At 67.5% G+C, this 19,932-nt stretch carries 21 protein-coding genes and 1 pseudogene; 9 read left to right on the top strand and 13 right to left on the bottom strand.

Features of this window, described 5'->3' with window-relative positions:
- Positions 1 to 25: 25 nt before the first annotated feature.
- The 4 genes and pseudogenes from DSD19_RS06040 to DSD19_RS06025 form a co-directional block, all read right to left on the bottom strand.
- Positions 26 to 559 carry an HdeD family acid-resistance protein gene (locus DSD19_RS06040; RefSeq protein ID WP_113668919.1) on the bottom strand — a complete coding sequence of 178 codons (534 nt, stop codon included), beginning with the start codon at positions 557 to 559 and terminating at the stop codon, positions 26 to 28.
- 147 nt (positions 560 to 706) lie between these two features.
- Positions 707 to 2,122, bottom strand: coding sequence for a 3-isopropylmalate dehydratase large subunit (leuC, locus tag DSD19_RS06035; protein WP_113668918.1), 1,416 nt, complete (start codon positions 2,120 to 2,122; stop codon positions 707 to 709).
- Positions 2,123 to 2,178: 56 nt separating this feature from the next.
- Positions 2,179 to 2,358 carry a hypothetical protein gene (locus tag DSD19_RS21670; protein WP_165828057.1) on the bottom strand — a complete coding sequence of 60 codons (180 nt, stop codon included), beginning with the start codon at positions 2,356 to 2,358 and terminating at the stop codon, positions 2,179 to 2,181.
- Positions 2,359 to 2,655: 297 nt separating this feature from the next.
- Positions 2,656 to 3,026 (bottom strand): annotated as a pseudogene (locus DSD19_RS06025) (IS5/IS1182 family transposase); the annotation flags it as partial.
- Between the two features lie 179 nt (positions 3,027 to 3,205).
- On the opposite strand from DSD19_RS06025, the gene DSD19_RS06020 reads away from it, so the two are divergent.
- The 9 genes from DSD19_RS06020 to DSD19_RS05980 all read left to right on the top strand — a co-directional run bounded on the left by DSD19_RS06020 (position 3,206) and on the right by DSD19_RS05980 (position 11,412).
- Positions 3,206 to 4,531: a mechanosensitive ion channel family protein gene (locus tag DSD19_RS06020; RefSeq protein ID WP_113668917.1), complete on the top strand. Its 1,326-nt coding sequence runs from the start codon at positions 3,206 to 3,208 to the stop codon at positions 4,529 to 4,531.
- Between the two features lie 32 nt (positions 4,532 to 4,563).
- A complete protein-coding gene (locus tag DSD19_RS06015) occupies positions 4,564 to 5,154 on the top strand; it encodes a heme-binding protein (RefSeq protein WP_113668916.1) in 591 nt (196 codons plus the stop codon).
- Between the two features lie 158 nt (positions 5,155 to 5,312).
- The gene (rsfS, locus tag DSD19_RS06010) at positions 5,313 to 5,681 is read left to right on the top strand and encodes a ribosome silencing factor (RefSeq protein WP_113668990.1); all 369 of its coding nucleotides are present in this window, start codon (positions 5,313 to 5,315) and stop codon (positions 5,679 to 5,681) included.
- Complete coding sequence (gene rlmH / locus DSD19_RS06005; protein ID WP_113668989.1) at positions 5,681 to 6,151, top strand: 23S rRNA (pseudouridine(1915)-N(3))-methyltransferase RlmH; 471 nt, start codon at positions 5,681 to 5,683, stop codon at positions 6,149 to 6,151. The genes rsfS and rlmH overlap by 1 nt, the downstream gene beginning before the upstream one ends.
- Before the next feature lie 199 nt (positions 6,152 to 6,350).
- The gene (gene gpmI, locus DSD19_RS06000) at positions 6,351 to 7,871 is read left to right on the top strand and encodes a 2,3-bisphosphoglycerate-independent phosphoglycerate mutase (protein WP_113668915.1); all 1,521 of its coding nucleotides are present in this window, start codon (positions 6,351 to 6,353) and stop codon (positions 7,869 to 7,871) included.
- A 10-nt stretch (positions 7,872 to 7,881) separates the two neighbouring features.
- Positions 7,882 to 9,051, top strand: a complete 1,170-nt coding sequence (locus tag DSD19_RS05995) for a murein hydrolase activator EnvC (protein WP_243627741.1) — start codon at positions 7,882 to 7,884, stop codon at positions 9,049 to 9,051.
- Between the two features lie 15 nt (positions 9,052 to 9,066).
- Positions 9,067 to 10,416: a S41 family peptidase gene (locus DSD19_RS05990; protein WP_075784429.1), complete on the top strand. Its 1,350-nt coding sequence runs from the start codon at positions 9,067 to 9,069 to the stop codon at positions 10,414 to 10,416.
- A gap of 44 nt (positions 10,417 to 10,460) precedes the next feature.
- Positions 10,461 to 10,964 (top strand): RNA pyrophosphohydrolase, encoded by a 504-nt coding sequence (locus DSD19_RS05985; protein ID WP_075784430.1) that lies wholly within the window; start codon positions 10,461 to 10,463, stop codon positions 10,962 to 10,964.
- A 187-nt stretch (positions 10,965 to 11,151) separates the two neighbouring features.
- Positions 11,152 to 11,412 carry a YjhX family toxin gene (locus DSD19_RS05980; protein WP_113668914.1) on the top strand — a complete coding sequence of 87 codons (261 nt, stop codon included), beginning with the start codon at positions 11,152 to 11,154 and terminating at the stop codon, positions 11,410 to 11,412.
- Positions 11,413 to 11,433: 21 nt separating this feature from the next.
- On the opposite strand, the gene DSD19_RS05975 is transcribed toward DSD19_RS05980, so the two are convergent.
- From DSD19_RS05975 to DSD19_RS05935, 9 genes are read right to left on the bottom strand one after another with little or no spacing between them, the layout of a single operon-like run.
- A complete protein-coding gene (locus DSD19_RS05975) occupies positions 11,434 to 11,889 on the bottom strand; it encodes a thioesterase family protein (RefSeq protein ID WP_113668913.1) in 456 nt (151 codons plus the stop codon).
- A 14-nt stretch (positions 11,890 to 11,903) separates the two neighbouring features.
- Complete coding sequence (locus DSD19_RS05970; RefSeq protein WP_113668912.1) at positions 11,904 to 12,653, bottom strand: SDR family oxidoreductase; 750 nt, start codon at positions 12,651 to 12,653, stop codon at positions 11,904 to 11,906.
- 27 nt (positions 12,654 to 12,680) lie between these two features.
- Positions 12,681 to 14,135: an aldehyde dehydrogenase family protein gene (locus DSD19_RS05965; RefSeq protein WP_113668911.1), complete on the bottom strand. Its 1,455-nt coding sequence runs from the start codon at positions 14,133 to 14,135 to the stop codon at positions 12,681 to 12,683.
- 13 nt (positions 14,136 to 14,148) lie between these two features.
- On the bottom strand, positions 14,149 to 14,823 hold the full coding sequence (locus DSD19_RS05960; RefSeq protein WP_075784435.1) for an ABC transporter ATP-binding protein: 675 nt from the start codon (positions 14,821 to 14,823) through the stop codon (positions 14,149 to 14,151).
- The gene (locus DSD19_RS05955) at positions 14,823 to 15,572 is read right to left on the bottom strand and encodes an ABC transporter ATP-binding protein (protein ID WP_112316549.1); all 750 of its coding nucleotides are present in this window, start codon (positions 15,570 to 15,572) and stop codon (positions 14,823 to 14,825) included. Before DSD19_RS05955 ends, DSD19_RS05960 begins: the two co-directional genes overlap by 1 nt.
- On the bottom strand, positions 15,569 to 16,570 hold the full coding sequence (locus tag DSD19_RS05950) for a branched-chain amino acid ABC transporter permease (RefSeq protein ID WP_207802423.1): 1,002 nt from the start codon (positions 16,568 to 16,570) through the stop codon (positions 15,569 to 15,571). The genes DSD19_RS05955 and DSD19_RS05950 overlap by 4 nt, the downstream gene beginning before the upstream one ends.
- Positions 16,571 to 16,582: 12 nt before the next feature.
- On the bottom strand, positions 16,583 to 17,488 hold the full coding sequence (locus tag DSD19_RS05945; RefSeq protein WP_075784437.1) for a branched-chain amino acid ABC transporter permease: 906 nt from the start codon (positions 17,486 to 17,488) through the stop codon (positions 16,583 to 16,585).
- 59 nt (positions 17,489 to 17,547) lie between these two features.
- Positions 17,548 to 18,834: an ABC transporter substrate-binding protein gene (locus DSD19_RS05940; protein WP_113668910.1), complete on the bottom strand. Its 1,287-nt coding sequence runs from the start codon at positions 18,832 to 18,834 to the stop codon at positions 17,548 to 17,550.
- A gap of 28 nt (positions 18,835 to 18,862) precedes the next feature.
- On the bottom strand, positions 18,863 to 19,828 hold the full coding sequence (locus DSD19_RS05935; RefSeq protein ID WP_113668909.1) for a cyclase family protein: 966 nt from the start codon (positions 19,826 to 19,828) through the stop codon (positions 18,863 to 18,865).
- Positions 19,829 to 19,932: the final 104 nt, after the last annotated feature.

Genomic DNA, 19,932 nt, shown 5'->3' with positions numbered 1-19,932 from the left:
CCCGGGGTCCGGTCAGGCGGTCGCGTCAGGCAGGTGTTTCAACGTGGCGGGGCCGCCGCGCGGCGATCCCGAAGGCCATCAGCCCGATCCCGTCCAGAACCAGCTCGAGCCCCACCAGCAGCCCCAGAAGCGTGGTGGCCGCGGCGAAGAAGTTCGAGAAGATCAAGGCCCCGATCAGGATGGATGCCGCCCCGGTCAGAAGCAGCAGCCAGAACAGGTTGGTGTCGCGGAAGGTGAAGGACAGCAGCAGGCGCATGCCGCCCATCACGACGAAGAGAAGCCCCAGAAGCAGCGTCATCCATGCCGCGCCGACCAGCGGGTTGATCAGGATCGACAGACCCGCCAGCAGGAACAGAATGCCGACGAAGCCGTTGAGCCAGCGGTGACTGTCGGGTCCGCCCCGCATCACCGTGATCATCTGGATCAGACCGGCGATCAGAAAGACGATGCCGACGATCTGGGTGGCCGCGATGGTGGCGGCGAAGGGGTTGGCCAGCGCCACGATGCCGCCGATCAGCAGCACAAAGCCGATCAGCGTGTAGATGAGCCAGTTTCTCATGGGAACCTCCTCGATGTGAGAGTTTGTCTCCACATCAACGGTCCGGGCGAGCGATGGGTTCCCGCGCACGGACCCCGCCCGACGGCCGCAAGGGCCGCCTGTCGAAGGGGAGGGGTCCGGCCCGTCATTGTCTTCCGCGCCTCCGGCTCAGACCGCTTCGGCCAGCAGGTCGCGCACGTCGGTCAGGTGCCCCGTGACCGCCGCCGCTGCCGCCATGACCGGGCTCATCAGATGGGTACGCCCGCCCCGGCCCATGCGACCCTCGAAGTTGCGGTTCGAGGTGGCCGCACAGCGTTCGCCCGGCGCCAGCTGGTCGGGGTTCATGCCAAGGCACATGGAACAGCCCGCAAGCCGCCATTCGAAGCCCGCCTCGGTAAAGACCTTGTCGAGCCCCTCTTCCTCGGCCTGCGCCCGCACGAGGCCCGAACCCGGCACGACCATGCCGCGCACACCCGGCGCCAGTGTCTTGCCCTTCAGGATCTCGGCCGCGGCGCGCAGGTCCTCGATCCGGCCGTTGGTGCAGGACCCGATGAAGACCGCATCGACCTTGATCTCGGTCAGGGCCGTGCCCGGCTTCAGCCCCATATAGTCGAGCGACCGGCGCGCGGCCTCGGCCTTGCCTCCCTGGAAGTCCTCGGGCGCGGGCACGGTGCCGGTGATCGGCAGTACGTCCTCGGGCGAGGTGCCCCAGGTCACCACGGGGGCGATATCCTCGGCGCGGATCGTCACGACCTTGTCCCAATGGGCGTCGTCGTCGGATTTGAGCGTCTTCCACCAGGTCAGTGCGGCTTCCCATTGCGCGCCCTTCGGCGCATGGGGGCGGCCCTTCACATACTCGAAGGTGGTCTCGTCGGGCGCGATCAGACCGGCGCGCGCGCCGCCCTCGATCGCCATGTTGCAGACCGTCATCCGGCCTTCCATCGACAGCGCGCGGATCGCCTCGCCGCAATATTCGATGACATAGCCGGTGCCGCCCGCGGTGCCGGTCTTGCCGATCACCGCAAGGGTGATGTCCTTGGCCGTGACGCCCGGCATCAGCTTGCCGGTGATCTCGACCTTCATGTTCTTCGATTTCTTCTGGATCAGCGTCTGGGTCGCCAGAACGTGTTCGACCTCGGAAGTGCCGATGCCGTGCGCCAGCGCCCCGAAGGCGCCATGGGTCGCGGTGTGGCTGTCGCCGCAGACCACGGTCATGCCGGGCAGGGTCCATCCCTGTTCGGGGCCGACGATATGGACGATCCCCTGACGGACATCCGAGACCGGGTAGTAGACCACGCCGAAATCGCGCGCGTTCTTGTCGAGCGCCTCGACCTGGATGCGGCTTTCCTCGTTGTCGATCTTCGTCTCCCGCCCTTCGGTGGTGGGCACGTTGTGATCGGGCACGGCGATGGTCTTTTCGGGCGCGCGCACGGTGCGGCCCGTCATCCGCAGCCCTTCGAAGGCTTGCGGGCTCGTCACCTCGTGCACGAGATGGCGGTCGATATAGAGAAGGCAGGTGCCGTCCTCGGCCTGGTCGACCAGGTGGGCATCCCACAGCTTGTCATAGAGGGTCTTGCCGGTCATGGAATTCTCCGCGGCTATGTCACTTGGCAAATGGAGAAACGGGTGCTGACGCCGCCTCAAAGGCGGGCGAGCACCGATCGGGTCGCGCCGAAGAATCGCCAGGGCAGGCGCGCGCGGTCGTCCATGTCGAAGACACGTTTCATGCCGTTGGGATACTCCTTTGCCCCGCGTCGATCAAGGGCATGCGCTTGCCAAGGCGTCGCTTCGCGGTCTTCATCTCGGCGGACCTGGGGCATCATCGCCCATATATGGGGTAAGAACCCAAGAGCTATTGATTTACGTAAGGGAATCCATCATCGTTCTTCTGTCATCCAGAGAGGTGATCCGATGGCTCCGAAGACAGTGAACAAGAGCGCGAAGACCGGGCAGTTCGTCTCGAATGCCAAGGTCAAGTCCGCTCCCGCGACAACCTATAAGCAAACCGTGGCGCCGAAAGGCAAGAAGGGCAAAAACTAGTCCTGGATCAAACGGTTTCGCTCGGCGTTGGTGAGCAAATCTGGGATCGGGTGAAGGATCCCCTTTCCCGCCACGTTTCAGACGACGGCCTCGATCTCGGCCCTGCCGAGGGCCGGGGCGTGGTTCATGATGGCGATGCGGATGGGGATCTCGACGGTCTGGCGATCGGGATCTCGGGGCATGATCCGTTCGCCAAGAGTGATCCGGTTCATCTGCGCCTCGACGCGACTTCGGATGTGGTCGCCCGACCATCGCTTCCAGAGTGCCTTGCCGGAGCGCTGTGTCGCTCGAAGGATCTCGTTGCAACTGATGGCGGCCGGGCAATCCGGTTTCCAGGCGCGCCCGTTCCGGCGGATCGGGACGATCAGAGCAGCGCCCCGTTCAAGGCCCGTTCAAGGATCGCGGCATGGCAGCGGCGCGTGTCATAGGCGCCATCTGCCGTGACTGTGGCGTCTCTTCGTCTGGCCAGAATGCAAGCCTCAGGAGTCCATCAGGGAATCCGCCTCACCGATATGTGCAACAACGCCGTTTCGCTCTCTTCGGGGTGAGGCATTCCACGGGCGACCCGACTGCATGAGGCGTTTGGTTTTCTGTCCTCCTGACCTAATCTTGGGAAAAGGAGGCCCGATGGAGAGCGATCCGACTCCGATCCTGCAGGAGCTGCAGGCCCTGGCCGAGCAGGGCAGGGGGTTCTTGCAAAGCCTCACCCGGCCGGGCTGGCGGCTTTACCAGATCGGCATCCTGCTGGCGCTGTTTGCGCTGGCGCAGCTGGGCGCCTGGGCGCTTTACGGGCGGCTTTACGGCTGGCTTCGAGAGCGCGAGGGCTGGCCGATGTGGCGGTTTCGCACCGCGCTGATCCTGCTGCGGCGGTTGCGGATCATCCTGCTGGTCGTGCTTGCCTGGGTCACGGTCTGGGCAATGCGCGAAGTGACCTGGCCCTCGCGCAGCTATCTGGTGGCCATCGGCGCGACTCTGGCCACGGCCTGGCTGTTCGTGGGCCTCGCCGCGCGGCTGGTGCGCAACCCGTTCCTGCGCCGGCTCGTGACCTGGGGGCTCTGGGTCTATGTCACGCTCTACATCGTCGATCTGACCGACGAGGCGGCCGCGTTGCTCGAGTCGGTCCGGCTTGGCATGGGCGATCTGCAGCTTTCGGCGCTGACCCTGCTGAAAGCCGCGGTGGTGACCGGTGTGCTTTTCACCGGCGCCCGGCTGATCGCCACCACCTCGGCGGCCCGCATCCGGCGCGACGACGACATCTCGCCCTCGATGCGGGTGCTGATCGTCAAGCTGCTGCAGCTTTGCCTTTACGGCGCTGCGGTCTTTCTGGGGCTGAAGCTGGCCGGGTTCGATCTGACCGGGCTGGCGGTGCTGTCGGGCGCCATCGGCGTTGGCCTGGGCTTCGGGTTGCAGAAGGTGGTCTCGAACCTCGTTTCGGGGGTCATCATCCTGCTCGACAAGTCGGTCAAGCCGGGCGACGTGATCTCGCTGGGCGACACGTTCGGCTGGATCAACGCGCTGGGCGCGCGCTATGTCTCGGTCGTCACCCGCGAGGGCAAGGAGTACCTCATCCCGAACGAGGATCTGATCACCAGCCAGGTGGTCAACTGGTCCCATTCGAACGAATTCGTCCGCCTCGACATCTTCTTTGGCACCGCCTATTCGGACGACCCGCACCGGGTGCGCCGGCTGGCGATCGAGGCGGCGGCCAGCGTACCCCGGGTGCTGGGCGACAAGCCGCCGGTCTGCCATATCGTGGGCTTCGGCGACAGTTCGGTCGACTACATCCTGCGGTTCTGGATCGTCGATCCCAGCGAAGGCCTGACCAATGTCCGGGGCGCGGTCTTCCTGGCGCTTTGGGATGCGTTCCGGGCCAATGACATCACCATTCCCTTCCCGCAGCGCGAGGTGAAGATCCTGCCCGGCAGCCGCCTCGCCGCCGCCCCGCCCGACTGACCGATCCCCGTCCGCCAAAGGAGCCCCGTCCGATGCGCCGCCCTGTTCTCTTGTCCGGTCTTGTCCTTGCCGCGGCCCTGTCCGCACCCCTTGTCCGCGCCGACAGCTATCGCGGCTATCCCGAGGTGCCCTATCGGGTCGAGCGCCAGATGGGCGCCGTCGAACTGCGGCACTATCCGGCCCGCACCATCGCCGAGGTCATCGTCGACGGGTCGCGCTTTGCCGCCATCAATCGCGGCTTCAGCGAGCTGGCCCATTACATCTTCGGCGAGAATGCCGCAGGCGAGAAGATCGCGATGACCGTGCCGGTGGGGCAGACCCGGACCGATCTGGGCTGGGCGATCCGCTTCACCATGCCCGAGGGCACGGCGCCCGAGACCTTGCCCAAGCCCGAGGAATCCTGGGTCCGGCTGCGGCGGCTGCCGCCCGAAACCCTTCTGGTGCTGCGCTTTTCGGGCCGCGCCACGGCCGAGCGGCTGAACGCTGCCGGGCGCGATCTGGTGGCCGAGGGCAAGGCCCGGGGCCTGCGCCTGACCGGACCCGCCCGGCTGATGTTCTACGACGATCCGTTCACCATGCCCTGGAACCGGCGCAACGAGGTCGGCTACCGGGTGCTGCCGTGACGCCGCCCTGCCTGTACTCTGCATTGAGGTTTTAACCTCGCGATGCTAGATATGTCTCATGCCCAGCGCCGGGGTCCCGACGGCGCGCCGCGTAGGAGGACGATGTCCTGTCTCACAATCTTGAGGTGGCCTTTGACGGGGCCGCACCAATGGCAGCGATGACCGCGCTGCATCCGGATGTGTCGAGCGAAGAGCTCCTCGATCGCATCCTCACCTCCCTGGACGACGACAAGGCCGAAGACGTGGTCAGGATCGACCTGCGCGGCAAGTCCAGCGTGGCCGATTACATGGTCATCTGCTCGGGGCGCTCGACCCGGCAGGTTTCGGCCATCGCCGAAAAGCTCAAGGACCGCCTCAAGGAGGATCTGGGCCGAAGCTGCAAGATCGAGGGCAAGGACCAGGGCGACTGGGTGCTGATCGACGTGGGCGACATCATCGTGCATGTCTTCCGGCCCGAGGTGCGCGAGTTCTACCAGCTCGAGAAGATGTGGATGCCCGCTGGCGCGATGAGCACCGCCCGCGCCTGATGCGCGTCCATGTCTGCGCCGTGGGGCGCCTGCGCAAGGGCCCCGAGCGCGACCTGATCGAGGATTACACCGCCCGGTTCGACCGGACCGGCCGGGGTCTCGGGCTTGGCCCGCTGACCTTCGCCGAGGTCGAGGACCGCAAGGGCGGCGGCCCGGCCGCCGAGGCGGCGCTTCTGGACCGCGCTCTGCCGCAGGGCGCTGCGATCTGCGCCCTCGACGAACGTGGCCAGACCCTCGCCTCGCCCGATTTCGCCGCTCTTCTGGCGCGCTGGCGCGATGCCGGCCGGGGGGATGCGGCCTTCCTGATCGGCGGCGCCGACGGGCTCGATCCCGCGCTGGTCGCCCGGGCCGACGCGGTGCTGTCCTTCGGGCCGATGGTCTGGCCCCATATGCTGGCCCGTGCCATGCTCAGCGAACAACTCTATCGCGCCGCCAGCATCCTTGCCGGTCTGCCCTATCACCGCGTCTGATCTTCTTCTTGGCCCAAATACCCCCTTCCCGCGCCCGCAGGGCGCGGCCAGTGACCACCTGGCCCGCAGGGCCGCCATTCTGTCGCATTTGCATCTCTCCCCCGGTCCGTCCGTGTGACAGGGTGCCATCGACGGCCGCTGTTGTCCTCTCGCCCCGTGGCTTCTAGAAGGGGCGCAACTGCAGTAGGGTGCTTTTGCCATGACCACACCGAAACCCGTCGTTCTGTGCATTCTCGATGGCTGGGGCATCGGCCCCACCCATGACGACAATGCCCCGCTGCTCGCCGAGACGCCCAATTTCGACCGGCTGATCCAGACCTGCCCCAATGCGATCCTGACCACCTTCGGGCCCGATGTCGGCTTGCCGACGGGGCAGATGGGCAATTCCGAGGTCGGCCATACCAATATCGGCGCAGGCCGGGTGGTGGCGATGGATCTGGGCCAGATCGACCTGTCGATCGAGGATGGCAGCTTCTTCCGGCAACCCGCCCTGACCGGCTTCATCGACAAGATGAAGGCCTCGGGCGGTACGGCGCATCTGCTGGGGCTCGTGTCCGATGGCGGCGTCCATGGCCATATCGCCCATATCCTCGCCGCAGCCCGCTGCATCGCCGAGGCAGGCGTCCCGGTTGCCATCCATGCCCTCACCGACGGTCGCGACGTGCCGCCGCAATCGGCCGACCGCTTCATCCCCGAACTTGCAGAGGGCCTGCCCGAGGGCGTGCGCATCGCCACCGTGATCGGGCGCTATTATGCGATGGACCGCGACAATCGCTGGGAACGGGTCAAGCTCGCCTATCACGCCATGGCCAACGGGCTGGGCGAAGAAGTCGCCAGCGCCGAAGAGGCCGTGCAGAAGGCCTATGACCGGGGCGAGACCGACGAGTTCATCCACCCGTCGGTGGTCGCGGCCCATGACGGCATCAAGGACGGCGACGGGCTCTTCTGTCTCAATTTCCGGGCCGACCGCGCCCGCGAGATCCTGCGCGCCTTCGCCCAGCCCGATTTCGACAGTTTCGACACCGGGACCCGGCCGCAACTCGCAGCGTTGCTGGGGATGGTCGAGTATTCGGTCGAGCATAACGCCTGGATGGACACGGTCTTTCCCAAGCGCAAGCTCGTCAACACCCTGGGCGAATGGGTCGCCAAGCAGGGGCTGACCCAGTTCCGGCTGGCCGAGACCGAGAAATATCCCCATGTCACCTTCTTCCTGAACGGCGGCAAGGAAGCGCCCGAAAAGGGCGAGGACCGCTTCATGCCCCCGAGCCCCAAGGTCGCGACCTATGACCTGGCGCCCGAGATGTCGGCCGAGGCGGTCGGCGACAAGCTGGTCGAGGCCATCGGCAAGGGCTATGACCTGATCGTCGTGAACTTCGCCAATCCCGACATGGTCGGCCATACCGGCATTCTTTCGGCGGCGATGAAGGCCTGCGAGGCGGTCGACCGCAATCTCGGCCGGGCGCTCGAGGCGCTGGCGGCGGCGGGCGGCGCGATGATCGTCACCGCCGATCACGGCAATTGCGAGACCCTGATCGACCCGGCGACCGGCGGCCCGCATACCGCGCATACCCTGAACCCGGTGCCGGTGATCCTGGTCGGCGGGCCCGAGGGCGCGCGGCTTCGCAACGGGCGGCTGGCCGATCTGGCGCCGACCCTGCTGGAACTGATGAACCTGCCGAAACCGCCCGAGATGACGGGCGAAACCCTGATCGAAGCGTGAGACAGGCGGCGTGAGACAGGCAGGCGGCCCGTTTCTCGCCCTTCTGATCGCGGGGACCGCGCTGGCGGCCCTGTCAGTCCCGCTCTGGTCTGCCCCGGCCCTGGCCCAGACCGCCGATCCGGCCGACACCGCCGAGGCCGCGGCCGCCGCGCTGCGCGACGCCGCAAACCGGCTGCAGGCCGCGGGAGGTGCCCGCGACCGGGTCGCCGCGCTGACCGAAACCGTGCGCGCCTATGAACAGGGCCTTGCCGCCCTTCGCGAAGGGCTGCGGCGCGCCGCGGTTCGGGAACAGACCATCGCCGCCGTGCTCGATGCCCGGCGCGAGGAGATCGCCCAGCTTGTGGGCGTGCTCTCCAGCATCGAACGCAATCCCGAGGCGCTGGTTCTGCTGCACCCGACCGGGCCGCTTGGCGCCGCACGGGCAGGCATGATGCTGGGCGAGGTGACCCCGGCGCTGCAGGCCGAGGCCGAGTCGCTGCGCGGCCAGCTGGACGAGATCGCGTTGATCCGGGCGTTGCAGGAAAGCGCGGCCGACGATCTGGCGGCGGGGCTTTCGGGCGTACAGACCGCGCGCACCGAACTGAGCCAGGCCATCGCCGACCGCCGCGACCTGCCGCAGCGCTTTTCGGCCGACCCCGACCGTCTGGCCCATCTCGCCGACAGCAGCGAGACGCTCGACGGCTTTGCCGCGGGGCTGTCCCAGGTCGGCGGCACCGCCCCCGAAGACAGTGCCCCGCCCGCCTTCGAGGCGCTGGAAGGCCAGCTGCCGCTGCCGGTCGAGGGGACCCTGCTGCGAGGCTTCGACGAGCCCGACGCGGCCGGGATCGTCCGGCCGGGCCTGGTGCTGGCGACCCGGCCGCTGGCGCTGGTGACGACGCCCGTCGCGGCCACGATCCGCTATCGCGGGCCGCTGCTCGACTACGGAAATGTGATGGTGCTGGAACCGGCCGAAGGATATCTGCTGGTGCTTGCCGGGATGGCGCAGGTTTATGGTGCCGAGGGTCAGGTGCTTGCCGCCGGCGCGCCGGTCGGTCTCATGGGCGGCGCCGATCCCAACACGGCCGCGTTTCTGGACGCGGCGGCAGAAGGCGGTGGCAATGACCTTCCGGAAACGCTTTATATGGAACTGAGACAGGGCGGCAGCCCCGTGGACCCTGCGCCGTGGTTCGCGCGACAGTAAGGATTGAGGACGCCGATGAAGAAATTCGTGGTTGCCGCATTGGGCGGTGTGGTTGCCGGAACGCTCGTGGCCACCCAGGTGGCCGGGCCGCTTCTGGCCGATGAGGCCAAGTCGAACAGCTCGGTCTACGAACAGCTCGATCTCTTCGGCGACGTGTTCGAGCGGATCCGGTCGCAATATGTCGAGGAGGTCGACTCGACCAAGCTGATCGAGGCCGCGATCAACGGCATGCTGACCTCGCTCGATCCGCATTCCAGCTATCTGCCGCCGAAGGATTTCGACGACATGCAGGTGCAGACCCGCGGCGAATTCGGCGGGCTCGGGATCGAGGTCACCCAGGAAGAGGGCTTCGTCAAGGTCGTCTCGCCGATCGACGGCACCCCGGCCGACGAGGCGGGCATCGAGTCGGGCGACTTCATCACCCATGTGAATGGCGAAAGCGTGCTGGGCCTGACGCTGGACGAGGCGGTCGAGATGATGCGCGGCCCGGTCGGCAGCGAGATCGTCATCACAGTCGTGCGCAAGGGCGTCGACGAGCCCTTCGACGTCACCATCACCCGCGACACGATCAAGCTGACGGCGGTGCGCTCGCGGATCGAGGGCAGCACGGTCGTGCTGCGCGTCACCACATTCAACGACCAGACCTATGCCAATCTCGAGGAAGAGTGGAACAAGTCGGTGGAGGAGCTTGGCGGGGTCGAGAACGTGACCGGCGTGGTGCTCGATCTGCGCAACAACCCGGGCGGGCTTCTGCCGCAGGCGATCAAGGTGTCGGACGCCTTCCTCGACGCGGGCGAGATCGTCTCGACCCGGGGCCGCAACCCGCAGGACAGCGACCGCTACAACGCGACCAAGGGCGATCTGACCGGCGGGCTGCCGATGGTGGTGCTGATCAATGGCGGCTCGGCCTCGGCCTCGGAAATCGTCGCGGGCGCGCTGAAGGACCATCGCCGCGCCATCGTGGTCGGCACCCGCAGCTTCGGCAAGGGGTCGGTCCAGACGGTGATGCCGCTGAAGGGCGAGGGCGCGATGCGGCTGACGACGGCGCGCTATTACACCCCCTCGGGCCGCTCGATCCAGGCGCTGGGCGTCGCGCCCGACATCGTGGTCGAACAGCCGCCGCGCAAGCCCGTCACCGAGGAAACCGAGGATCAGCCTGCCAGCGCCGCAGCGCGGACCCGGTCCGAGGCCGATCTGCGCGGGGCGCTCGACAATGACAGCATGACCGAGGACGAGCGCAAGCAGGCCGAGGAAGAACTGGCCAAGGCCGAGGCCGCCGCCAAGCTGCGCGAAGAGGATTACCAGCTGGCCTATGCGGTCGACATCCTCAAGGGCCTCTCGGCGCTCGACCCCGAGCACAAGTGACACGAAAGGAGGGGGCCGGGTCGCACCGGCCCCGAAGGCACGACATGAGTCCCGAAGAGATCGAGAAACTTCCCTATCGCCGCGGTGTCGGCGCGATGCTGGTCAATGGCGCGGGCAAGGTCTTTGTCGGCCAGCGCAAGGACTGGGCCGAACCCGCCTGGCAGATGCCGCAGGGCGGAATCGACAAGGGCGAAGACCCCGAAGAGGCGCTGCTGCGCGAGCTTTGGGAAGAGACCGGGGTAACCGCCGATCTGGTCGAGATCCTCGCCCGGACCGCCGACTGGGTCGATTACGACCTGCCGCCCGAATTGCTGGGCCGGGTCTGGAAGGGCAAGTATCGCGGGCAGAAACAGCTTTGGTATCTGCTGCGCTATCTGGGCCGCGACGATCAGGTGAACATCGAAACCGAGCATCCCGAGTTTTCGGCCTGGACCTGGCTCGACCCCGACGCGCTTGTCGATCACATCGTGCCGTTCAAGCGGACGCTGTACGAACGGGTGGTGGGCGAGCTTGTGCCGCGCATTCCGTCGCAGGCGGGGGCCGTCTGACCCCTTTCGCTTGACCGGGGCGCGGCCCGCGCCCAGATTGGTGCCGACCGTCCGCGTTCCGCGGGCGAGCGGAGCCTTGATGCTGGAGCTTGTGTAAGGACGCCCTCTGATCGTCGGAGGGCCTGGGATCGACCCGGAGGGCCAAGAGCCCTCGCGGGCCTTTCGTTTGCCTTGCACAGGAACTTCCATGAACATCTCGAAACGCGAACAGCGCGTGCTGCACGTGCTGGCTCAGGGTGGGCGCATCGTGCATGACCGCCCCGCTGCGGGCGGCAAGATCGTGGCCATCACCTGCTTTACCCGCGACGGGCTGGTCCTGTCGGATTGCGACCTCGACGTTTTCGGCCGGCTGCGACGCCGCCGCCTGATCGAGTCGCGCAATGGCGGCCCCTATCGCATCTCGCATCGCGGGCGGCTGAGCGTCCGGGCCCAGCCCGACAACCGCTAGACCGGGTCCGGGCCGCCGGGGTCATTGCCCCGCCGGCCCGGGCCGCACCAGGGTTTCAAGCGCCGCGCGCAGAGGGGCGGCCAGCGGGCTGGGGCGCCTCGTGGCGGAATCGACATAGACATGCACGAACACGCCCTCGGCCGCTGCGCTGTCCTCGTCGTTGCGGAACAGCCCGATCTCGTAGCGGACCGAGCTTCGGCCCAGATGCGCGACCCGTATCCCCGCCGTCACCCGGTCGGGAAAGGCCATCTCGGCGTGATAGCGGCAGCCGGTTTCGACCACGAGCCCGATCTGGGCGCCGCCCCGGATATCCAGCACCCCCGCCTCGATCAGCCAGCCGTTCACCGCCGTGTCGAACAGCGCGTAATGCACCACGTTGTTCATGTGGCCGTAGATGTCGTTGTCTTCCCAGCGCGTCGTCAGGCTGCGGAAGGCCGCGAAATCGGCGCGGCGGGCAGGGGCTGGTCGGTCGGCCATGGGGCGCGGTCCTCTCAGATCGTGCGGCCGCCATCGACCTCGAGGATCACCCCGGTGATGAAATCGGCCTCGTCCGATCCCAGATAAAGCGCTGCATTGGCCACGTCACGCGGTTCCGACAGCCGCCTCAGCGGGATCGTCGCGATGAAGCGTTCGCGGTTCTCGGGCGTGTCGGGCACGCCCATGAACTGTTCCAGAAGGCCGGTCACGCCCATCACCGGGGCGATGCCGTTGACCCGGACGCGGTCGGGCGCCAGTTCGACCGCCAGCGAGCGGGTCATCAGGTTCACCGCCCCCTTCGAGGAATTGTACCAGGTCAGCCCGGGCCGGGGCCGGATGCCCGCGGTCGAGCCGACATTCAGCATCACCCCCCCGCCCTGCGTGCGCCAGAGCGGCACGCAGGCCTTGGTCATGTGAAAGATCGACAGCACGTTGATGTCGTAGATCTTGCGGAAGGTGGCCTCGTCGGTCTCCATCAGCGGCTGGTTGCGGTTGGTCCAGCCCGCGTTGTTGACGACGATGTCGAGCCGCCCGAACGCCTCCTGCGTGGCGGCGACCGCGGCCGCGACCTCGTCGCCCTTCGAGACGTCGCAGCCGATGGCCAGCGCGTTCTCGCCCAGCTCGCGGGCCACCGCCCCGGCGCGGTCGCGGTCGATATCGACCACCGCCACCCGGGCGCCCTCGCGGATATAGGTCTCGGCGATGCCGCGCCCGAAGCCCGAGGCCGCGCCCGTCACCAGTGTCGCCTTGCCGTCCAGTCTCATTCCGGTCTCTCCGTTCCTCGATTGGCCTCAGCCATGGTGCGTCACGATGGTCTTGAGGGTGGTGAAATCGTGCAGCGCGGCAAAGCCCTTCTCGCGGCCATGGCCGGATTTGCGCCGGCCGCCGAAAGGCAGCTCGACCCCGCCGCCCGCCCCATAGCCGTTGACGAAGACCTGGCCGCAGCGCATCGCCTTTGCCACCCGCTGCTGGCGCGCGCCGTCGCGGGTCCAGACCGAGGCGACCAGCCCGTACTCGGTGCCGTTCGCGATGGCGATGGCCTCGGCCTCGTCCTCGAAGGGAATGACGCACAGCACAGGGCCGAAGACCTCTTCCTGCGCGATCCGCGAGCCCGGGTCGCAGGGCCCGAAGACCGCAGGCGCGACATAGAACCCGCCGTCGGGGGTCCCGGCCCGGATGCCGCCCCGGGCGATCAAGGGCGCCCCGGCATTGGCGATGTATCCCTCGACCCGGGCCTTCTGCCGGGCCGAGATCAGCGGGCCCAGCACCGCCTCCTCGCCCGAGTCGGACGCCTCGATGGCCTCGAAGCGCGCCTTCAGTCCGGCCATGACCGCGTCGAACACCCCGCGCTGTACCAAGGCCCGGCTGCCCGCGGAACAGGTCTGGCCGCCATTCTGGATCACCGCGGTCACAAGGACCGGCAGCGCGGCCTCTAGATCGGCATCGTCGAACACGATCTGCGGGGACTTGCCGCCCAGTTCCAGCGTGCAGCCGATGAAGTTGCGCGCGGCCTCGGTCTGGATCAGCACGCCCACCTCGGGCGAGCCGGTGAACGAGATGAAGTCGATGCCGGGGTGGCGCGACAACGCCGCCCCCGCGGTTTCGCCACGCCCCGTCACGATGTTCAGCGCGCCCGGCGGAAAGCCCGCCTCGACCGCCAGCGCCCCGATCCGGAGCGCGGTCAGGCAGGCCTCCTCGGCGGGTTTCAGGACCGCGGCATTGCCGGTCGCAAGCGCAGGCGCCACGGACCGGCCGAACATCTGCGCGGGATAGTTCCAGGGGATGATATGGCCGGTCACCCCATGCGGTTCGCGATGCAGCTCGACATTGCAGTCCTTGAGAAAGGGAATGATCTCGCCATGCAGCTTGTCGGCCGCACCGCCGTAATATTCGAAATAGCGCGCGGTCACGGCCATGTCGGCGCGGGCTTGGCGGATCGGCTTGCCGTTGTCGCGGCTTTCGAGCCGGGCCAGCGCCTCGGCCTCGTCCTCGATCCGGCGGGCGAGGCGCAGCAGAAGCCGCCCGCGCTCGGCCGCGGTCAGGCGGGACCAGTCGCCGCCTTCGAAGGCGGCGCGGGCGGCGGCGACGGCTGCGTCGACATCCTCGGGGCCGCTATCGGCGATCCGGGCAAAGGGCAGGCCGTCGATGGGCGAGATCACGTCCATCGAGGCGCCCGAGACGGCGGGCTGCCAGACATTTCCGATCAGGTTGGCGGGCTCGGGCAGCGGCAGGTCGGTTCGGGTCATGGGGGCCTCTCGGTCAGGCGGGAATGGCATTGGGGTCCGGGGCGGCGACCTCGCCCCGTTCGATCAACAGCGTGCGGTCGGCGAAGCCGCGCAGCAGCGCGGGATTCGATTCGGTGATCAGCAGAGTCACCGTCCGGTCGGCATCGCGCAGCGCGCGCAGCGCGTCGGCGTAGCGCAGCGCAAGCGCCGGGGCGAGGCCCTGGAAGGGTTCGTCCAGCATCACCAGCCGGGTGCCCAGCATCAGCGCCCGGCCCAGCGCCACCATCTTGCCCTGACCGCCCGAGACATTGCCCGCGGGCCGGTCGGCCATCTCTTTCAGCTCGGGCAGGATCGAATGGACCCGATCAAGCCTGCGCTGCGTCTCGGCCCGGTCGAGCCGGGCGTTCTGCGCGGGCAGCAGCAGGTTTTCCTCGACCGTGAAGGCCGAGAACAGCCGCCGGTCCTCGGGCGCGTAGCCGATGCCAAGCCCCGGGCGGCGCGCGGGATGCATCGGCCCCAGCGGATGGCCATCAAGAAGGATCTCGCCGGTCACGTCGGTAAAGCCCATGACGGACCGCAAAAGCGTCGTCTTTCCCGCCCCGTTCCGCCCGATCAGCGCGACGGTCTCGGCCTCGCCGATCCGGAAATTCAGCCCGCGCAGGATCGGGATCTTGCCGATCGCGGCATCGACAGTGCGAAATTCCAGCATCAGACGGCCTCCCCGATGACGTCGCGGATCACGTCGGGATGGTCCAGGATCTCGCGCGGGGTGCCGCGCAGCTGCACATTGCCCGCGTTCCAGACCGCGACCTCTTCGGCATGACGTTCGACGATGCCCATGTCGTGTTCGACGAAGACCGAGGTCACTTTCCGTTCGGCCAGGGCCTCGACCAGGATCTCCATGATCCGGTGCTTTTCCGACGAGGCGACGCCCGAGGTCGGCTCGTCCATCAGCAGAAGCCGGGGCCGCAGTGCCAGCGCGACGGCGATGTCGACCAGCTTGCGCTGGCCCTCGGGCAGCTCGACCACCGGGCGATGCGCGGCATCGGCGCATTTCACCATTTCCAGCAGGTGCATCATCTCGTCCCTCTCGGGGATGCGGTGCAGGTCCATGAACGGGTTGCGCAGCCGGTCGCGGGCGGCGACCGCGATCAGCAGGTTTTCCAGCGCGGTATGTTCGGTGAACAGCTGCGGGATCTGGAAGGCGCGGGCCACGCCCTTCCGCACGATGGCACGCGGCGGCAAGGGGGTGACGTCCTCGCCCTCGAACAGGACCTGGCCGGAACTTGGCTTGATCCAGCCGGTGCAGATGTTCAGGAAGGTGGTCTTGCCCGCGCCGTTCGGCCCGATGATGGCGAGGTTGCGCCCCGCCGTGATGGTCAGCGACACGTCATTGGCCGCGATCACGCCGCCGAAGCGGATCACGAGGTTGCGGGTTTCCAGCAGCGGCGCGGTCATTTGCGCGCCTCCCCGCGATGGGCAAGCGTCTCGATCATGCCGATCACGCCGCGCGGCGCGAAGAGGATGATGACCAGAAGGAAGGCACCCAGCAGCATCTGCCAGACATCGCCCGCATAGGCCGAGGCATAGGTGCGGACCAGTTCGTAGATCAGCGCGCCGACAAAGGCGCCGCGCACCGACCCGGCGCCGCCCAGAACGGCGATGAAGACCATCTCGCCCGAGCGGATCCACCAGGCGTATTCGGGCGTGACGACGCCCTGCGTCACCCCCATCAACGCGCCGCCGATTCCGCAAAGCGCGGCCGACACGAGATACCCCCACAACAGCGCCCGGCGCGGCGAGACGCCCAGATATTCCAGCCGGGTCTCGTTGGTCTTGAGGGTCTGGAAGATCTGACCCGCGGGCGAGGCCAGCCAGCGGATCGTGGCCCAGCCCAGGCCCAGCACCAGTGTCAGCGTGAGGTAGAACAGCACCAGCTCGAAGCTGGCGCGGTCGAGGTCCATCCCCAGTACGGTCGGGCGCGGCAGGCGGATGCCGTCGGCGCCCCCGGTGATGTGGTAGAACTTCTCGAGGAAGGACCAGAAGATCATCGAGAAGGCGAGGTTCAGCATGCCGAAGAAGATACCGCGATAGCGCACCACGAAGAGCCCGACGCAAACCCCGGCCACGACCGCGCCCAGAAGACCCGCCAGCAGCACCAGGGCCAGGTCGGCGCCGGGCAGGGCGGTCATCAGGAAGGCTCCGGCATAGGCGGCGACGGCGAAGTACAGCGCATGACCGAAGGACACCTGGCCCGCGCGCAAGAGCACGCTGACCCCGGCGACGGCCAGCCCCTTGGCCAGCGCCAGATTGACCAGAAGCTGCATCCCCGGCGCGCCGAGCGGCACCAGCGCCAGCAGCGCGAGGCCCGCCAGCGGCAGGACGGTTCCGGCCATCGAAGGCCCGCCCGCGGGGCGGCCCTGGCGGGATTTGTCCGGTTCTGTCGCATGGGTCATTGCCGGGTCTCCTCAGATCTTGCGGGCGGACGAGCTGCCGAAGAGGCCCTGCGGCCGCACCGACAGCACCGCGACCATGATCGCATAGGGCACGAGCGTTGCCGCCTCGGGCCAGACATAGACGGCGAAGGACCGCCCCAGCCCGATCATCAGCGCGCAAAGCGCCGCGCCCTCGATCTGGCCGAGCCCGGCGGTCGCGACGACGGCGAAGGACAGCACGATCATGTCGGCGCCCATCCCCGGCAGGATCGAGGTGGTGGGCGAGGCCAGCGCGCCGCCCAGCCCGGCCAGCGCCGCGCCGACGATGAAGGTGAACAGGAAGACCTTGTCGGCGTCGATGCCGATCGACTGCGCCGCCTCGCGGTCTTCGGTGGTGGCGAGGATCAGCTTGCCGATGATGGTGTGGCGCAGGAAAAAGCGCATCCCCAGCAGCAGCGCCGCCGCGACCGCGGGCAGCAGGATCAGCTGATAGACGGTATAGGTCACGCCCAGCACGGTGACGTTGCCCAAAGCCTGCAGCGCCGTCGCCTCGAAATAGGGCCGCGTGCCCCAGACCAGCCGCTGGACGTCCTCGAGGATCATGAAGACCGCGAAGGTGACCAGCAGTTGCAGCACCTCGGGCTTGTCGTAGATCCGGCGCAGCAGCAGCCATTCGATGGGCCCGCCCAAAAGCAGCCCGACCAGCACCGCCGAGACCAGCATCAGCGGAAAGGCCAGAATCGGCGCCAGCCCCATCGCCAGCGCCCAGCCCGACAGCGACACGGTGGCATAGGCGCCGATGGCGTAGAGCGAGCCATGGGCGATGTTCAGGATGCGCATCACCCCGAAGATCAGGGTCAGCCCCAGCGCCACGATGAAGACAAGCGCGGCATAGGCAATGCCGTCGAAGAGCGCGAGAAGGAAAAGCGTCGGCGTCATGTCGGGTTCCGGTTGGGCAAATGCCGGACGGGCGGGGGTGCCCGTCCGGCCGTCCGGGCTCAGTCGGCGTAGGTGGCGACGCCGACCTGATCGAGGAAGCTCGCATCGAGCCCGCCGATCCAGTCGACCGAGACCTCGCCCACCGGCGCGGTGATGTCGGCGCCGTCGAAGATCATGATGTTCTCCAGCGTCGCGAAGGGGTGGTCCCCGGTCTGCACGCTGGTCGCCATCAGCTGCGCCTCGATCCCCTGATGATCCTCGCGGATCGTCACCGGACGGCCGAGCCCCTGGAATTCGAGCCCGGCCATGGCGGCCAGCACCTGATCCTCGTCGGGCCAGTCGCCGCCATTGGCGGCGATCGCCTTTTCATAGACCGCCTGCAGCGCGGCGAAGGCCTGCGCGGTATGGAACACCGGATAGACCGAAATCTCGCCGGTCTTTTCCTCGTAGCGCGCCATGAAATCCTTGAACGCGTCGTCGTCGCGGCGTTCGGGATGGCGGAAATAGTGATCGCCGCGCGCCCCCACGATATGGCCCGAGGGCAGGCTTGACCCCAGCCGTTCCAGCGAGGATTCGGCCAGCGGCAGCACGAAGGTCGAGCTGTTCATCAGACCGCGCTGGGCCGCCTGCTGCACGAAGGTGTCGAGATCGCCGCCCCAGTTGGTCGACAGGATCACGTCGGGCCTCAGCGCCTGCAGCCGCGAAATCTCGGTCGAGAAGTCGGGCGAGCCGAATTTCGGGAAGAACTCGCCCACCACCTTGACGTCAGGCTTCATCGCCATCAGCGCGGTGCGGAAGATGTCCCAGCTGTCGCGGCCCCAGGCATAGTCCTGGTTGACGACGGCGATGGTCTTGAAATCGGGATGGGTCTTCAGCAGGTAGATCACCGCGGCCAGCATTTCCGGCGTGGCGTTGGCCTGGGTGCGGAAGACGTATTTGTAGCTGTGTTCCTCGAAGATCTTCTGGGTGCCGCAATCCCACATGAAGTTGATGACCTTCAGATCCTCGGCCAGCGGCGCCAGGGTCTGGCAGTTGCCCGAGGAAATCGCCGCGAACATCACGTCGGCGCCGCCCGATTCCGCGAGCCTGCGGTATTCCGAGGTCAGCGTCTCGGCGCCCGCGCCCTCGTCGATGAAGCTGACCTCGACCGGCACACCGCCGATCCCACCCTGGGCGTTGATCGTCTCGACGAGGATCTCGGCCGCGTTCTTCGCGGGGACGCCGAAGACCGAGGCGGGCCCGGTCAGGAATGTGGTCATGCCGACCTTCAGCGACGCCGGTTTGTCGGCGGCCGCGGCGGTCAGCGGCATCGCGGCGCAAAGCGCCGTCAGCAGCCAGGTCTTCATCCGGTTTTCCTCCCTGTTTTCCGGTTCTCTAGCGGATCGCGATGGGGTTGATGATCATCTGCACCGCCCCCTTGATCCGGGCCTGTCCCATCACGAACAGAAACTCGTGCACCCCGTCCCGGGCCAGCGCGCGGGTGTCCATGTTTTCAAGGATATAGATGCCGTGCCGGGGCTGAAGGATCTGGTGGGCGCGAAACGCCATGCCCTCTTCCTCGGCGGGCACCACCTCCATGCCCCAGGTATCGGCGCCGACCGCCATCACCCCGAGCCCGGCCAGGTATTCGGCGCCGCTGACGCCAAGCCCCGGCTCGGCCGCGCCAAAGCGGTCCGGGTCGGGCGCCGCGCCGTCCAGCAGGTTCATCCAGTTCGAGTTGAAGAGCACGATATCGCCTTCGCGGATCTCGACGCCCTGCGCCTCGGCCGCCGCTTTCACGTCGTCTTCGGTATAGGCGGTGCCTTCCGCGACCATGTCGGTGCCGAAATGCGCGGCCATGTCCAGCATCACGCCGCGCCCGACCAGACCCGGCAGCTTTTCAAGCCCCAGTTCGGTCAGGCCCGAGGCCTTGGCGAAATCGGGCACGGTGCGGCCGCCGTAATAGGTGTGGTCGATCCCGGCATGGCCAAGCCCGTCGATCTGCGGACCGATCCCGAGCCAGCCCATGAAGATGTCGTCGTTATAGGTGAACCGGTTCTCACCCAGCCCATGGGTTTCCGTCTGGTTGGGCTGCAGCACCGTCACCGACAGGCTGCGCGGCGGAAAGGCGGGCGTGTCCGATCCGACGATCATCCCGAGGCTGTAGACCTTGCCCTCGGTCACAAGCCCGGCGGCGTCGCGTACCCGTTCGGGCGTCATCAGGTTGGCCGCGCCCAGTTCGTCCTCGGGGCCCCAGGGCGTCGCGGCCCAGTCGGGCGCCGTGTCGTCGGCAAGGGCCGCGCTTCCCGCCGCCAGCGCAGCGCAGAAGGACGCGGCACGAAGTGTCGCTTGGCAGTTCATCTCTTCCTCCCCAAGAGTGAAACTGCGCCGAGCCTAGGAGAGGGTCATCGCGCTGACCAATAGCTTGCCGCGCTTTCCGTTATAGCTTTTGCCTATGACCCGGC

The sequence above is a fragment of the Rhodovulum sp. BSW8 genome, assembly GCF_003314725.1.
GTDB classification, from domain to species: domain Bacteria; phylum Pseudomonadota; class Alphaproteobacteria; order Rhodobacterales; family Rhodobacteraceae; genus Rhodovulum; species Rhodovulum visakhapatnamense.
This window is presented reverse-complemented; position numbering and strand designations above follow the sequence as displayed.

Bases quoted from the DNA above. Each gene is read 5' to 3' on its own strand.
- DSD19_RS05970 (WP_113668912.1), bottom strand. From the start codon at position 12,653: ATGAGACTGGACGGCAAGGCGACACTGGTGACGGGCGCGGCCTCGGGC.
- DSD19_RS05990 (WP_075784429.1), top strand. From the start codon at position 9,067: ATGAAGAAATTCGTGGTTGCCGCATTGGGCGGTGTGGTTGCCGGAACG.
- DSD19_RS06015 (WP_113668916.1), top strand. From the start codon at position 4,564: ATGCGCCGCCCTGTTCTCTTGTCCGGTCTTGTCCTTGCCGCGGCCCTG.
- gpmI (WP_113668915.1), top strand. From the start codon at position 6,351: ATGACCACACCGAAACCCGTCGTTCTGTGCATTCTCGATGGCTGGGGC.
- leuC (WP_113668918.1), bottom strand. From the start codon at position 2,122: ATGACCGGCAAGACCCTCTATGACAAGCTGTGGGATGCCCACCTGGTC.
- DSD19_RS05955 (WP_112316549.1), bottom strand. From the start codon at position 15,572: ATGACCGCGCCGCTGCTGGAAACCCGCAACCTCGTGATCCGCTTCGGC.
- DSD19_RS21670 (WP_165828057.1), bottom strand. From the start codon at position 2,358: ATGCCCCAGGTCCGCCGAGATGAAGACCGCGAAGCGACGCCTTGGCAA.
- rlmH (WP_113668989.1), top strand. From the start codon at position 5,681: ATGCGCGTCCATGTCTGCGCCGTGGGGCGCCTGCGCAAGGGCCCCGAG.
- DSD19_RS05975 (WP_113668913.1), bottom strand. From the start codon at position 11,889: ATGGCCGACCGACCAGCCCCTGCCCGCCGCGCCGATTTCGCGGCCTTC.
- DSD19_RS05985 (WP_075784430.1), top strand. From the start codon at position 10,461: ATGAGTCCCGAAGAGATCGAGAAACTTCCCTATCGCCGCGGTGTCGGC.
- rsfS (WP_113668990.1), top strand. From the start codon at position 5,313: ATGACCGCGCTGCATCCGGATGTGTCGAGCGAAGAGCTCCTCGATCGC.
- DSD19_RS05960 (WP_075784435.1), bottom strand. From the start codon at position 14,823: ATGCTGGAATTTCGCACTGTCGATGCCGCGATCGGCAAGATCCCGATC.
- DSD19_RS05940 (WP_113668910.1), bottom strand. From the start codon at position 18,834: ATGAAGACCTGGCTGCTGACGGCGCTTTGCGCCGCGATGCCGCTGACC.
- DSD19_RS05980 (WP_113668914.1), top strand. From the start codon at position 11,152: ATGAACATCTCGAAACGCGAACAGCGCGTGCTGCACGTGCTGGCTCAG.
- DSD19_RS05950 (WP_207802423.1), bottom strand. From the start codon at position 16,570: ATGACCCATGCGACAGAACCGGACAAATCCCGCCAGGGCCGCCCCGCG.
- DSD19_RS05965 (WP_113668911.1), bottom strand. From the start codon at position 14,135: ATGACCCGAACCGACCTGCCGCTGCCCGAGCCCGCCAACCTGATCGGA.
- DSD19_RS06020 (WP_113668917.1), top strand. From the start codon at position 3,206: ATGGAGAGCGATCCGACTCCGATCCTGCAGGAGCTGCAGGCCCTGGCC.
- DSD19_RS06040 (WP_113668919.1), bottom strand. From the start codon at position 559: ATGAGAAACTGGCTCATCTACACGCTGATCGGCTTTGTGCTGCTGATC.
- DSD19_RS05945 (WP_075784437.1), bottom strand. From the start codon at position 17,488: ATGACGCCGACGCTTTTCCTTCTCGCGCTCTTCGACGGCATTGCCTAT.
- DSD19_RS05935 (WP_113668909.1), bottom strand. From the start codon at position 19,828: ATGAACTGCCAAGCGACACTTCGTGCCGCGTCCTTCTGCGCTGCGCTG.